This window comes from Leeia speluncae, from assembly GCF_020564625.1.
GTDB classification, from domain to species: Bacteria; Pseudomonadota; Gammaproteobacteria; order Burkholderiales; family Leeiaceae; genus Leeia; species Leeia speluncae.
The window spans coordinates 228,112-241,008 of record NZ_JAJBZT010000003.1 but is presented as its reverse complement, the minus strand read 5'-3'; the positions used below and the strand labels follow the sequence as shown (position 1 = coordinate 241,008).

Sequence of the window (12,897 nt, the reverse complement as noted above, 5' to 3'; positions counted from 1 at the left end):
TGACCTGTTTTTTGTTTTTGGGGGTATATCAGATATTACGCAATGCCCAATGCGGCTTTTTGTTTTTGAATTAACTCAGCAATACCAGCGCCTGCTAAATCGAGTAATTCATTCATCTCTTCACGGCTAAACGCTTCACCTTCTGCCGTACCTTGGATTTCAACAAATTTACCGCTACCCGTCATCACCACGTTCATATCCGTGTCGCAAGCAGAGTCTTCTACATAATCCAAGTCTAGTACCGGTTTGCCATCCGCTACCCCAACAGAAATTGCCGCCACGTGATCTTTTAGTGGAAGGCTAGCTAATTGACCTTTGCTTACCAACTGAGACAATGCATCATGAACCGCCACAAATGCGCCGGTAATACTAGCGGTACGTGTGCCGCCATCTGCTTGAATCACATCACAATCCACAATTACTTGGCGCTCGCCTAAAGCAACTAAATCGATCACTGCACGAAGACTACGGCCAATTAAGCGCTGAATTTCCTGTGTACGGCCACTTTGTTTGCCGCTAGCTGCTTCGCGCTTCATGCGAGAGTTGGTCGAGCGTGGCAGCATGCCGTATTCAGCCGTTACCCAACCTTGGCCTTTGCCTTTTAAAAAAGAAGGCACATTCTCTTCAACGGTCGCGGTGCAAATTACTTGCGTATCACCAAAAGAAATTAGCACACTACCTTCGGCATGCTTGGTAAATTGTCTAGTAATGCTTACTTCTCGAAGCTGGTTTGCTTGTCTGCCTGATGGGCGCATGATTGCATCCTTTATAAAAATGTATGGGCAACGCACATTGGGTTGCCCATCAAAAGAGTATTCAATTTAACAGGTGCGAATCTAGGTTCGACATCCATTATTATTTATTTGGTATAGCGTTTAATCGCTTTTTGAATATCCGAAATTGCTTTCTCAATATCCTCGTCAGACACTTCGCCAGTTGCTTTTAGATCGTCATCCACACGGATGGTTTCCAATTGGCTATTCACGTCGTTATCTGTCATTTTTAGCGTAGAGGTAGCGGTACTTTGGTTCAGATCATCCTCTTCCAACCAAGTAATACCCAGCGCGGTTAAGTTGTCGCCAAATTTGCCACCATTAAACTCTGCCTTATCCATTAATTGAGGCAGTGCGTAGAGAACCGGAAACTGGCCTAGGTACTGTTGCAATTCCATTGGATCTAATGTGCCCCACAGACCATCTGTACACAACAAAATCGTATCGCCATGCGATATCGGACGGCGTGGCGATAATTCCACTTCTGGCGGGAAGGCACTGCCTAAGCAGTTATAAATCTTGTTACGATCAGGGTGAGTTAATGCTTGGGCTGGGGTGATCTTACCCATCTGCATTAACTGCTGAACGCGAGAATGATCGGTGGTAACGTGCTGCTGCTGCCCGTTATGGAAGAAATACAGGCGAGAGTCGCCCACGTGCGCCCAATAAGCCATGTTGTCCTGAATTAAACAGGTCACGATGGTGGTGCGTGGTGTTTCTAGCAACTGATTTTTACTGGCGTAATCTAAAATTGCATCATGCGCTTGGTGAATGGCTTCATACATAAATGCAGAAGGTTCTTTCACAACAGGTTTAGCTGCCGCTTCAAATTGGCGGATCAGCATTTCAACTGCAATTTGTGCGGCAATCTCACCTTGCAAATGGCCTCCCATGCCATCTGCAATTACCAATAACAACGCATCACGGCTATAGCTATAGCCCATACGGTCTTGGTTGTACTTGCGTCCACCGCGTCTACTTTCTTGGTAGATGGAAAACTTCATTTTATTTTTTTGCCTCAGCGATTACGCGGAAAAATATTTTGCGTTAAAAACGACCGGATTTTTTGTGAAAGTTTTGGTTCCGGAATTTCATAGTCATTACGTAACAGTTCTTTTTGAATTTGCAGTACAGACTGCGGGCGATTCAAAAAGTCTTTTTCAAGGCACCAGTCTACTATTTCTAGTAAGTGCTTAGAATAGACCCCATTCCACAGTTTAGACGCCGAAACATACTTATCTTCGACTGCCCGTTGATCACCCGGTTGCGGTGCATGGGCGGCCATGCATGCGTAGATACTAGCTCCCACGCTGTATATATCGCTCCAAGGACCTAAGTTATCTCTGTCCCTATACTGTTCTGGCGGCGCAAACCCTGGCGTAAACATTGGCGATAAGCGCGGGTTATTTTGTGTAAAAGTTTGTCTGGCAGAACCAAAATCCAACAGTAATGGTGTACCGTCTTGTCTAATGTAGATGTTCGCGGGTTTGATATCTAAGTGAAGAAGTTTGTGCAAATGCACTTCACGTAAACCATTTAGCAACTGGCCAAATACCAAACGAATCATGCTCTCTTTCATGGTTTCGTTTTGCCGCAACTGAATCTCTCGTTGCAACGTACGGCCACGTTCGTAGCTCATCACCATATAAACGGTTTCATTAGCGCGGAAAAAGTTAATCACGCGCACAACATTCGGGTGATTAATCCCCGCCAACGCCTTGCCTTCTTCAAAGAAGCACTTTAAACCATAGCGGAAAGTGGGAAGATACTCAGGGTTCTCTGGATTAACGATTTCGCCATCCACACGAAGCACCAGTGAACTTGGCATATATTCTTTAATCGCCACTGGCTGATCATTTTCATCATGTGCCAGGTAAACGATACTGAAACCTCCAGAGCTTAACGGTTTTACAATGGTATAATTCTGTAATTGATATCCGCGCGGCAGTGGTAAGTTAGCTTGCTGACCCATGTTTTGCCAAACCTGTTCTCTTGTTGTGGGGACGAACGGTGTCTAATTATTGTTTAAGGCAAGCGCTACGCTTGCCAAGGCAACTGTACTCTACCAAGTGTTTTGCTGGATTAGCAATCATCTCGGTCAGAAAACAGTGATTACAACGTATAATAATTGAATTGTCATTCTTCGTTCGCCGCTTGTAAAGTCGTGGCGTCCGATTTTTCGGAATCTCTGAAAGGAAAATGCATGATTGCCAGTATGACCGGCTATGCAGTGAAAACTCTCCCAACCCCAATCGGCATGATGACGTTGGAATTGAAATCGGTCAATCACCGCTTTTTAGATGCAGTGTTCCGTCAACCAGAAGAATTCCGTCAATTTGAACCGTTGATGAGAGAGTCTCTCTCCGCTAGATTAAACCGCGGTAAATTAGAGTGCCGAATTGGGTTAGTGCCTAATCCAGATCAAACCCCAACCTTGCAAGTGAATCAAGCAACCGTCTCTGCGTTGCTCGCTGCAGAACAGCAGGTGTTGGCATTAGCTGGTGGTGCAAAAGGCCTGACGGTATCGGATATTTTGCGTTGGCCTGGCGTATTGGCAACCGACTCTGTCGATACCGAAACCTTAGCTGGCATTGTTAAAGGCGCAATCGAAGCGGTATTAGATGACTTTATTGCGACTCGCCATCGCGAAGGCGATAAATTATCCGCCATGCTGATTGATCGTATTGAACAGATCGAAGCGATTGTAAAAGACATTACGCCGCTATTGCCAGCTGTGGTGGCTGCTTACCAGCAAAAGTTAACCGAGCGTTTGCAAGAGGTTTTAGAGCAAGGTGAAGAGTCTCGCATCCAACAAGAAGTGGCTCTCTTTGCGCAAAAAATTGATGTGGATGAAGAGTTGACTCGTCTAACTACCCACTGTACCGAAGTGCGCCGCATCCTGAAAAAGGGTGGAGTGGTTGGTAAGCGCCTAGATTTCTTGATGCAAGAGTTGCACCGCGAAGCCAATACCTTGGGCTCAAAAGCCGCCAACATGGAATTCACCCAAGCATCGATGGACCTGAAAGTGCTGATCGAGCAAATGCGTGAGCAAGTGCAGAATATCGAATAAATAGCACTTGTCTCTTCAAATAAAAACGCCACGAAGATTACTCATCGTGGCGTTTTTATTTGGTGCAGGCAAACCCTAATCTGGCTTACAGCCCTTCAAAGTCACAAATCGTAAACAGCGGGATTTGTTTGTCCTTGATCAGCTTGCTGCCACCTAGTTCTGGCAAGTCAACAATTGCAGCTGTTTCAATCACTTCTGCGCCTAGGCGTGTTAGTAATTTGTAGCCAGCCATCATGGTGCCGCCAGTCGCGATCAAGTCATCGATCAATACAATACGGTCACCCGCTTTGCAGGCGTCCGTATGCATTTCTACGGTGGCGTTGCCATACTCTAGCTCATACTCTTCAGCAACCGTGGTGAACGGTAGTTTGCCTTTTTTACGAATCGGGATGAAGCCGACATTTAGTTCGTAAGCAAGTACAGAGCCTAAAATGAAACCGCGTGCATCTAAGCCTGCCACCATGTCGATTTTTTGATCCATATAGCGGTGAACAAAAATATCAATCAATAGACGGAAGGTTTTTGGGTTTTGCAAAACAGGAGTAATGTCGCGAAACATCACTCCATCATGCGGCCAGTTAGGCACAGTACGAATCCAGCTCTTTAAATAGCCGGCATAATCCAGATTACTTAAGTTTTCCATTGGTCACTTCTTAGTGGAAGAAAGCTAGTTTGACGATCCAAAGACCGGCAATCACTAGTACGGTTGGTTTTAAATCTGCAAAACGACCAGCCAATAGTTTGATGGCGACATAGCTAATAAAGCCAAATGCAATACCATCGGCAATCGAGTAGGTAAATGGCATTGCTACTGCGGTAATTACCGCTGGGGCAGATTCTGTTAGATCTTCCCAGTCAATTTCTGCAAGGCCGCGTGTCATTAACACCGCTACATAGCAAAGTGCTGGTGCAGTGGCGTATGCCGGCACCGTTTTCGCTAGTGGAGAAATCCATAGGCAAGCCAAGAATAAAAGCGCCACTACTAATGCGGTTAGACCGGTGCGGCCACCTACAGAAGTACCTGCTGCAGATTCAATATAGGCGGTTGTAGAAGAAGTGCCAAGTGCTGCACCGGCTGTAATGGCGACAGAGTCCGCCATCAATGCACGTTTTAGACGTGGCAATTTTCCATCTTTATCTAATAAACCAGCGCGGTGACAAACGCCCACTAATGTGCCGGTTGTATCAAACAAATCAACAAAGAAGAAAACAAAAATAACGCCAACTAGACCTGCTGATAGTGCGCCGTTTAGATCCATCTGCATAAAGGTGGGTGCCATGCTCGGAACAGGGGCAAACACACCTTCAAATTTAGATAAACCAAGGATAATCGAGAGCACGGTGACGGCCAAAATACCAATGATGATCGAACCGTGAACCTTGCGATATTCCAATGCAACAATCAGGAAGAAGCCAAAGATAGCCAGCAATACTTTTGCATCGTGAAGATCTCCCATGGTAACCAGCGTTGCAGGGCTGCCTACAATGACACCAGCACCTTTCAGCGCGATGATGGCTAAAAATAAGCCAACCCCTGCTGAAATCGCGAACTTTAGCGATTTAGGAATTGCATTCACAATCGCTTCTCGCACTTTAAATAAGCTTACCGCAAGGAAGATCACGCCAGAGATAAACACTGCGCCCAGTGCGGCTTGCCAAGGCACACCCATGCCTTTTACAACAGTAAATGTGAAGTACGCGTTGAGACCCATGCCTGGTGCTAGCGCAATCGGGTAGTTAGCCACTAACGCCATAATCGCGGTACCCAATGCCGCCGCTAAACACGTTGCGACAAAAACCGCATTAAAATCCATACCTGTGATGGATAAAATACCTGGGTTAACAATAACGATATAGGCCATCGTCAAGAAGGTGGTAAACCCTGCGATGACCTCTGTTTTTACATCTGTTCCATGCTCTTTGAGCTTAAAGAGATTTTCCAGCAGCATCTGTAATGCCTCCCTATGCAGGAAAAGGTGGTTCGGAAAGAAAGCCGGCGATTCTATCCTGAAATGGATGCCTAGTTGGATAGGTAAAGCATCTGTTTGATGGGGGGTAATCGCAAGCTAAGCGGGATTTTTGACGGAAACGATATAAAATTCAACCATTTGGTCAGTTTTATTTAGGTGAGATGAATAGGTTGTAACATTTGCGCCAATCAGACACTTTTCTCAAAATGCTGCAAAGCAACACGTAAATGGGGCGCTAATTTCGCCGAAAAATAAGACAGGTTCAGGAAATCATTACAAAAATGCGAGTTTTACCGGTTAAATTTTCTTGAAGCTTGTGTTACGCTGACAAATCCCACTGCAAAAACGTGATGTCTTACGAAGTTGGGTGTGTGTCATCAAATGTCGTTTTTATTCCCATCCAGATTTACTAGATATGCTGGGTGATAAAAGTCTGGATAGGAATGAAAACACTTAAATCAAGCAGGTATATTTAGCATGGAAAAAGGCAATATTTTTATCGTGGCAGCGCCATCTGGTGCCGGTAAAACCACTCTGGTGTCTGCTTTATTAGCAGCAGATGCTAATGTGAAACTGTCCGTTTCATTTACGACTCGTTCTCCTCGCCCAGGAGAAGAGAATGGTAAGGACTATCACTTTGTTAGCCGTGATGCGTTTGTCGACATGATTGGCAAAGGCGATTTCCTAGAGCACGCAGAAGTGTATGGTAATTTCTACGGTACCTCAGAAAAATGGATTCGTGAGCAGTTAGCCACAGGGCAAGACATTTTGCTAGAAATCGACTGGCAAGGCGCTCAGCAAGTTCGTAAATTATTCCCAGAAGCCATTTCTGTATTTATCTTACCGCCTTCATTGGAAGTGCTAGAGCAACGTTTACGTGGTCGTGGTAAAGATTCTGAAGAAGCGATTCAAGTGCGCTTAAAGTCTGCACAGGACGAAATTCGTCATGTGGATGAATACGACTATGTGATTGTTAACGAGCTGATCGATGCATCCGTTCATGACATTATCAGCATTGTGCGTGCGGCGCGTTTAAGAATCGTCAATCAATCCCGCAAGTTTGCCCAACTGATGTCCGAGCTCAAGGGCGTTTAACATCGATTTGGTGTACAATAGAAAATAGGCGGGGTGTTTATGCACCCTGCGTAAGCATTTTTATACAGCTTATCTTTGCTATTCGTAGCGTTTTAAGTTGTTTGTCGCTAACTGTATTACCTGAGTAAATCGACTATGGCACGTATTACCATTGATGATTGCCTGAAAAGAATGGCAAACCGTTACAACCTGACATTGGCTGCGACCACTCGTGCTCGCCAGATTGCGAATGGCTCTACTCCACAGGTAGATGCTGCACGTGACAAGCCAACAGTTGTTGCATTGCGTGAAATGGCGCAGGGCAAATTGTCAGAAGAGATTCTTAAGCGTTATCGCGATTTTTAAGCAATCGCTGGATTCTCTATCATGGACGGGGCCGCCATTCCACTAAGTACAGATGCAGTCGGTTCTGGCAAAGTTGAGTCTGCGCCGGCCTCTCCCCATGAGCAGCTTGAGCAAAGCCTCGAGCTTTTTTTCTCCAAACTTAAATATTTACCTCAGCCTGATATTGATCTATTAGAAGCGGCCTATCGCTTTAGCGAAGTGGCGCACGAGGGACAATATCGTAAGAGCGGGGAACCCTACATTTCCCACCCACTCGCGGTGGCGACGATTCTTGCTGATTGGCATTTAGATCCTCAGGTCTTGATGGCGGCGCTCTTGCACGATGTGGTGGAAGATACCGCGGTAACCAAGGAAGAGTTGCAAGAATTATTTGGTAAGCCAGTCGCAGAGTTAGTCGACGGTCTATCTAAACTAGAAAAAATCGAATTCCAAAGTCACGAAGAAGCCCAAGCAGAGAATTTTCGTAAAATGCTGCTGGCCATGGCGCGTGACATCCGCATTATTCTGATCAAGATTGCGGATCGTCTGCACAATATGCAGACGCTTGATGCGATGCGTGCAGATAAACAGCGTCGCATCGCACGTGAAACGATGGATATTTACGCCCCCATTGCGAACCGCATTGGCTTAAACGCGGTGTATCAGTCGTTACAAGATCTTAGTTTCCGTTATCTTCACCCCAATCGGTATCAGGTTTTATCCAAAGCGGTGAAAGCTGCGCGCGGTAATCGCCGGCAGCTAATTGATAAAATCTTGGCTGCACTACAAACCAAGCTAGAGTCTGCCAAATTAAAGTTCTCTGTTTCCGGTCGCGAGAAAAACCTGTTTAGCATCTATAAGAAAATGCAAGAAAAGCATCTGACATTTTCTGAGGTGTTAGATATTTATGGTTTTCGCGTGGTGGTAGAAGATGAGCCTTCATGCTATTTGACATTGGGTGCTTTGCACGCCCTCTATAAGCCAATCCCGGGTAAGTTTAAAGACTACATCGCCATCCCGAAAGCAAACGGTTATCAATCGTTGCACACTACTTTATTTGGCCCGTACGGAACGCCAATTGAAGTTCAAATCCGTACGAAAGATATGCATCGCACGGCAGAGGATGGCATTGCTTCTCACTGGATGTATAAGAGTACCGATGGCCACATGAATGAGGCGCATCAGCGCACGCATAAGTGGTTGCAACGTTTGCTTGATATTCAGTCTGAAAGCGGCGATGCCGCCGAATTTCTTGAACATATCAAGGTCGATCTCTTCCCTGACGAAGTGTATGTGTTTACGCCCAAAGGCCGCATTTTGGCCTTGCCACAAGGCGCAACCCCAATCGACTTTGCTTATGCAGTGCATACCGATATTGGTACGCATTGTGTGGCCGCGCGGATTAATTACGAACTCATGCCACTTCGTACACGCCTAAGAAGTGGTGATCGGGTAGAGATTGTGACGGATAATCAGGCGTTCCCGAACCCGTCATGGTTATCTTTTGTTTCTACCGGTAAGGCGCGTTCGCAAATTCGCCATTACCTAAAAACCATGCAATACAACGAATCCGTTGCATTGGGTGAGAGTTTGCTTGAGCAAGCCTTTGATGTACTGGCACCAACGCGGGGAGATCACCCTCCTGAAATGTGGGATCGTTACCTGAAAGAGATTGGCTCGAAATCGAAAGATGAAGTGCTAGCTGATATTGGTTTAGGTAAGAAGCTCTCGATGGTAGTTGCACGTGCGCTATTGAAACTGAGCGGTATAGAAGCTGCTGACATGAGTGGCCTGCCTGCTATTCAACTGCGTGGTTGGGAAAGCTCTGCACTACATTATGGTAAGTGTTGTTATCCACTGCCGGGCGACAAGATTGTGGGTTTGGTGACAAAAGGGCAGGGCTTAGTTGTCCACATGTCTGATTGTCATCACGTAACCAACCCAGAGGTTAACCCGGAGAATCTTGTGGAAATCGATTGGGATCCGCCATCCGATAAGCAATACGATGTCGGCCTAGATGTTATTGCGGTGAACGACCGTGGCGTGTTAGCACAAGTGGCTGCGGTGGTATCTGATCACAATGCCAATATTGTGAATGTGCATTTAGAAGAGTTTGATCAACGACCAAACTTCACTTACATTCGCTTCTTGTTGCAAGTGCAAAATCGCGCTCAGTTAGAAGATATTATCCGTAACTTGCATGCGATGCAGATTGTCGAAAGTATTCGCCGCCGCCGTAACTAATGCTAGCGTCGGCGCTGCATCTGTAACCTTTTTTAATTCAAAACAAGAACTTGCAAATGGCTGACTTTCTTATCCGTGCAGCAACGCCTGCAGATGTGGCTTCTATTCATCAAATGATTTTAGACCTTGCAGAATTTGAGCAACTAACCCATTTAGTCGTTGCGACAGAGCAAGATTTGCATCAGCAATTGTTTACTGATAGTCCTTTTATTTTTGCCTTTGTGGTTGAGCAAGCGGGCAAGGTGGTGGCGTTTTCGCTGTGCTTTAAAAATTACTCTACCTTCTTAGGTAAACCCGGTCTTTACTTGGAGGATCTGTATGTGCAACCTGCTGCGCGGGGAATGGGCATTGCTAAAGCGATGTTGCGTTATCTAGCGAAAGAAGCGGTGGCGAGAGGGTATGGTCGATTTGAATGGACGGTACTGGATTGGAATGCCAACGCCATTGCCCTGTACGAGTCGATGGGCGCTGAACTAATGAATGAATGGCGAATCTGCCGTGTAACCGGCGATGCATTGCTGAAACTTGCTGGAGATTAACTAATCTTCTAATTTTTCAGATCGTTGCGATTGATATTGTGCATACACAATGGCAGCGGCCCATACACAAGCGATAATTAGCATGAGTCGGCCGCCATTGTGCGCTAAATTCGCAATGAGTTGATCTTTTTCTAGTAGCCCCAAATCACCTAAAATATTGTGCCAGTCATGCCGTTCTGATCGCATATCAACAATATCTTCGTTGTACTCTCCAATTAAACCAAGCTGCAAACTTCTGGCATCACCAATATAAGGGGCAACATCCATTAGGCTTTGTCCTGCCCAGGCAAAGCACACCGATGCAGCAAAGGGATTTTTGTATTTCAGCAAAAATGCGGCCGCTAGAATGAGTGGCCACAGCACTTGGAAGAAACTTCCGCCAAAGAACATTATCAAACGGCCAAACGGTCGAAAAAACAAATGCCCCGCTTCGTGAAAAACGAGGTTGATATTGTGCATGAACGAACTGCCAATTTCGTTGGTATGCCAGTTCATGGTGATAAAATGCAGGCTCCACCAGACAAGTAAGCCAAGGCCAATAGCCCGTACCCACCACATATCATGATCGGATATTGTGTCATCCGAAGCGGGTGGAGTAATGAATCGTTCTTTCCAGGTGGGGTTAGTTGACGTGTCGTCATCCTGTTCTTCGTCGTGTGCTTGTTTGGACATTGGTGACGAGGCGAGTATTTTGGCAAATACAACACCGCAACTCGGGCAGATAGGAATGGGTTTTCCTTCTGCAGTTCGTGCATTTGCTTTGCATTTTGGGCAAACCACAAATCCATGTGAGTCGATGTGCATTTATTTGGCTTGAATGTCATTGGCGTAGTTTGACTATATCATTTGAGAAAGCTATGTGGATAGACACTCACTGTCACTTAGATGCGCCAGAATTTAAACCGGATCTTGCAACACTGATGGCTGATGCACAACAATCAGGCGTATCTGCTTGGGTGGTGCCCGCGGTAACACTGGCAACGTGCACGGATGTGATTGCACTATCTGAACAACAAAGTGCGTGTATTCCTGCACTTGGCTTGCATCCCATTTATGCCGATGCTGTACATGAAATGTCTCATATTGATCAATTAGATGAATTGCTGGCGACGCATCGGCCTTGGGCGGTGGGTGAGATTGGTCTGGATTTTTTTGTGGAAGGGTTGGATGAAAAGAAACAAACTGATTTGTTTGTCGCCCAACTAAAACTAGCCAGAAAATATGATCTACCGGTTGTGCTACATGTACGTCGTTCGCAAGATAAAATCCTTAAATACTTGCGGCAGTTTCCGGTAAAAGGTGGTTTTGCCCATGCATTTAATGGCAGTGACCAACAAGCAATGCAGTTTGTCCAAATGGGGTTTAAATTAGGGTTTGGTGGTGCGATGACTTATTCACGCGCCTTAAGAATCCGTCATCTAGCCGTGACACTCCCGCTAGATTCGATCGTGATAGAAACCGATGGGCCAGATATCCCGCCGGAGTGGGCGCCGCATCAACGTCATACCCCTGATCAATTACCTCGGATTGCAAAAGTATTGGCAGCGTTAAGAGGTGGGATAGCATTAGATGAACTCTCTATACAATTAAGAATCAATACAGAAGTCGCGTTAGGCAGAGCGCTACCCGTTTAAGCAAGATACTCGACTTGTCTAGAATGAGTGATCAGGCGACAATGCCTGCCTTCCACCCCTTTGGTTATGCAGCAAGGAATCGCTAAATGGATTTGCAAGCAGTAAAACAATATCTTCAAGGTCTACAGCAGCAGATTGTCGATGGGCTTTCTTCTTTTGATGGAAAGTCTTTTGAGCGAGATGAATGGGTTCGTCCACAAGGTGGTGGCGGGATTTCTTGCTTGATAGAAGATGGCCATTTCTTTGAGCGTGGCGGGGTGTTGTTCTCTCATGTACAGGGAGATCGCTTACCTCCGTCTGCATCTGCTAGCCGTCCTGAAATTGCAGGCCGTCGCTGGGAGGCGATGGGTGTTTCTTTAGTATTGCATCCACGTAATCCCTATTGCCCAACTGTACATTTAAATGTGCGCTTTTTCTGTGCGATGGAAGAGGGCGCAGAACCCGTTTGGTGGTTTGGGGGCGGAATGGATTTAACCCCCTATTATGGATTTACCGAAGATGCCGTACATTTTCATCAAACCTGTGCCGATGCGGTTAGCCCTTTTGGCGAGCAATATTACCCGCAACTGAAAAAACAATGTGACCAATATTTCTATTTAAAACATCGCCAAGAACCTCGTGGTATTGGTGGTTTGTTTTTTGATGATTTTAACCTATTAGGTTTTGACGCTTCTTTTGCATTTACCCGTTCGGTGGGCGATGCATTCCTAAAGGCGTATTTGCCGATCATCGCAAAACGCAAAGAGATGCCTTTTGGTGAAAAAGAAAGAGAATTTCAACTGTATCGCAGAGGCCGTTACGTTGAGTTTAATTTGGTGTTTGACCGGGGTACGCTGTTTGGTCTTCAATCTGGCGGAAGAACAGAATCTATCTTGCTTTCTATGCCGCCATTGGTTTCTTGGAAATATGATTGGCAACCAGAAGAAGGTACTGAAGAGGCGAAGTTATATACCGATTTCTTGATAGAAAAAGACTGGTTAGGACGTGGTAGTTAGCAAATTCAGATTTCAGTAATATTACCGATCGGGGGCAGAGATGTCCCCGATTTGTATTTTGGGGGCTAAAGTGTCGTAAATCTGATCTGCTCTGTCGCAAAAATGACCATTTTTGTGAAAAAAATTAATGCCATGTTAATAAAATTGGTGTTTTTTTGTTTTAAATCATTGGCTTAATGTAAATGTCGCATTTTTATAAAATTTATTGCCGTTCGTGTCGTAATTACATAAAATGAACTAACTGATCAGGTGC

13 protein-coding genes are annotated in these 12,897 nt (G+C 45.6%); 7 read left to right on the top strand and 6 right to left on the bottom strand.

Going from position 1 to position 12,897, the window contains the following annotated elements:
- Positions 1-35: 35 nt before the first annotated feature.
- The 3 genes from rph to LIN78_RS07045 all read right to left on the bottom strand — a co-directional run bounded on the left by rph (position 36) and on the right by LIN78_RS07045 (position 2,745).
- On the bottom strand, positions 36-755 hold the full coding sequence (gene rph / locus LIN78_RS07055; RefSeq protein WP_227179933.1) for a ribonuclease PH: 720 nt from the start codon (positions 753-755) through the stop codon (positions 36-38).
- Positions 756-859: 104 nt separating this feature from the next.
- Positions 860-1,777, bottom strand: coding sequence for a PP2C family protein-serine/threonine phosphatase (locus LIN78_RS07050; RefSeq protein WP_227179932.1), 918 nt, complete (start codon positions 1,775-1,777; stop codon positions 860-862).
- A gap of 14 nt (positions 1,778-1,791) precedes the next feature.
- Positions 1,792-2,745: a serine/threonine protein kinase gene (locus tag LIN78_RS07045; protein ID WP_227179930.1), complete on the bottom strand. Its 954-nt coding sequence runs from the start codon at positions 2,743-2,745 to the stop codon at positions 1,792-1,794.
- Positions 2,746-2,976: 231 nt separating this feature from the next.
- Here LIN78_RS07045 and LIN78_RS07040 point away from each other — a divergent pair, with 231 nt between their 5' ends.
- Positions 2,977-3,843, top strand: coding sequence for a YicC/YloC family endoribonuclease (locus LIN78_RS07040; RefSeq protein ID WP_227179928.1), 867 nt, complete (start codon positions 2,977-2,979; stop codon positions 3,841-3,843).
- 85 nt (positions 3,844-3,928) lie between these two features.
- Here the strand turns inward: LIN78_RS07040 and LIN78_RS07035 are convergent, their stop codons facing one another.
- Both LIN78_RS07035 and LIN78_RS07030 read right to left on the bottom strand, forming a co-directional pair.
- Complete coding sequence (locus LIN78_RS07035) at positions 3,929-4,486, bottom strand: adenine phosphoribosyltransferase (protein ID WP_227179927.1); 558 nt, start codon at positions 4,484-4,486, stop codon at positions 3,929-3,931.
- 10 nt (positions 4,487-4,496) lie between these two features.
- Positions 4,497-5,792: an NCS2 family permease gene (locus LIN78_RS07030; RefSeq protein ID WP_227179926.1), complete on the bottom strand. Its 1,296-nt coding sequence runs from the start codon at positions 5,790-5,792 to the stop codon at positions 4,497-4,499.
- A gap of 498 nt (positions 5,793-6,290) precedes the next feature.
- Between LIN78_RS07030 and gmk the strand changes: the two genes are divergently transcribed.
- From gmk to LIN78_RS07010, 4 genes are all read left to right on the top strand, one after another.
- A complete protein-coding gene (gmk, locus tag LIN78_RS07025) occupies positions 6,291-6,908 on the top strand; it encodes a guanylate kinase (RefSeq protein ID WP_227179924.1) in 618 nt (205 codons plus the stop codon).
- Between the two features lie 135 nt (positions 6,909-7,043).
- Positions 7,044-7,253 (top strand): DNA-directed RNA polymerase subunit omega, encoded by a 210-nt coding sequence (gene rpoZ, locus LIN78_RS07020; protein ID WP_227179922.1) that lies wholly within the window; start codon positions 7,044-7,046, stop codon positions 7,251-7,253.
- Positions 7,254-7,274: 21 nt separating this feature from the next.
- Complete coding sequence (locus LIN78_RS07015; RefSeq protein WP_227179920.1) at positions 7,275-9,476, top strand: RelA/SpoT family protein; 2,202 nt, start codon at positions 7,275-7,277, stop codon at positions 9,474-9,476.
- A gap of 56 nt (positions 9,477-9,532) precedes the next feature.
- Positions 9,533-10,015, top strand: a complete 483-nt coding sequence (locus LIN78_RS07010) for a GNAT family N-acetyltransferase (RefSeq protein ID WP_227179918.1) — start codon at positions 9,533-9,535, stop codon at positions 10,013-10,015.
- On the opposite strand, the gene LIN78_RS07005 is transcribed toward LIN78_RS07010, so the two are convergent.
- Positions 10,016-10,819 carry a hypothetical protein gene (locus LIN78_RS07005; protein WP_227179917.1) on the bottom strand — a complete coding sequence of 268 codons (804 nt, stop codon included), beginning with the start codon at positions 10,817-10,819 and terminating at the stop codon, positions 10,016-10,018.
- A gap of 53 nt (positions 10,820-10,872) precedes the next feature.
- Between LIN78_RS07005 and LIN78_RS07000 the strand changes: the two genes are divergently transcribed.
- The gene (locus LIN78_RS07000; protein ID WP_227179915.1) at positions 10,873-11,649 is read left to right on the top strand and encodes a TatD family hydrolase; all 777 of its coding nucleotides are present in this window, start codon (positions 10,873-10,875) and stop codon (positions 11,647-11,649) included.
- Positions 11,650-11,735: 86 nt separating this feature from the next.
- Positions 11,736-12,644 carry an oxygen-dependent coproporphyrinogen oxidase gene (gene hemF, locus LIN78_RS06995; RefSeq protein WP_227179913.1) on the top strand — a complete coding sequence of 303 codons (909 nt, stop codon included), beginning with the start codon at positions 11,736-11,738 and terminating at the stop codon, positions 12,642-12,644.
- Positions 12,645-12,897: the final 253 nt, after the last annotated feature.

Coding starts and splice junctions, on each gene's coding strand:
- rph (WP_227179933.1), bottom strand. CDS start 755: ATGCGCCCATCAGGCAGACAAGCAAACCAGCTTCGAGAAGTAAGCATT.
- LIN78_RS07050 (WP_227179932.1), bottom strand. CDS start 1,777: ATGAAGTTTTCCATCTACCAAGAAAGTAGACGCGGTGGACGCAAGTAC.
- LIN78_RS07045 (WP_227179930.1), bottom strand. CDS start 2,745: ATGGGTCAGCAAGCTAACTTACCACTGCCGCGCGGATATCAATTACAG.
- LIN78_RS07040 (WP_227179928.1), top strand. CDS start 2,977: ATGATTGCCAGTATGACCGGCTATGCAGTGAAAACTCTCCCAACCCCA.
- LIN78_RS07035 (WP_227179927.1), bottom strand. CDS start 4,486: ATGGAAAACTTAAGTAATCTGGATTATGCCGGCTATTTAAAGAGCTGG.
- LIN78_RS07030 (WP_227179926.1), bottom strand. CDS start 5,792: ATGCTGCTGGAAAATCTCTTTAAGCTCAAAGAGCATGGAACAGATGTA.
- gmk (WP_227179924.1), top strand. CDS start 6,291: ATGGAAAAAGGCAATATTTTTATCGTGGCAGCGCCATCTGGTGCCGGT.
- rpoZ (WP_227179922.1), top strand. CDS start 7,044: ATGGCACGTATTACCATTGATGATTGCCTGAAAAGAATGGCAAACCGT.
- LIN78_RS07015 (WP_227179920.1), top strand. CDS start 7,275: ATGGACGGGGCCGCCATTCCACTAAGTACAGATGCAGTCGGTTCTGGC.
- LIN78_RS07010 (WP_227179918.1), top strand. CDS start 9,533: ATGGCTGACTTTCTTATCCGTGCAGCAACGCCTGCAGATGTGGCTTCT.
- LIN78_RS07005 (WP_227179917.1), bottom strand. CDS start 10,819: ATGCACATCGACTCACATGGATTTGTGGTTTGCCCAAAATGCAAAGCA.
- LIN78_RS07000 (WP_227179915.1), top strand. CDS start 10,873: ATGTGGATAGACACTCACTGTCACTTAGATGCGCCAGAATTTAAACCG.
- hemF (WP_227179913.1), top strand. CDS start 11,736: ATGGATTTGCAAGCAGTAAAACAATATCTTCAAGGTCTACAGCAGCAG.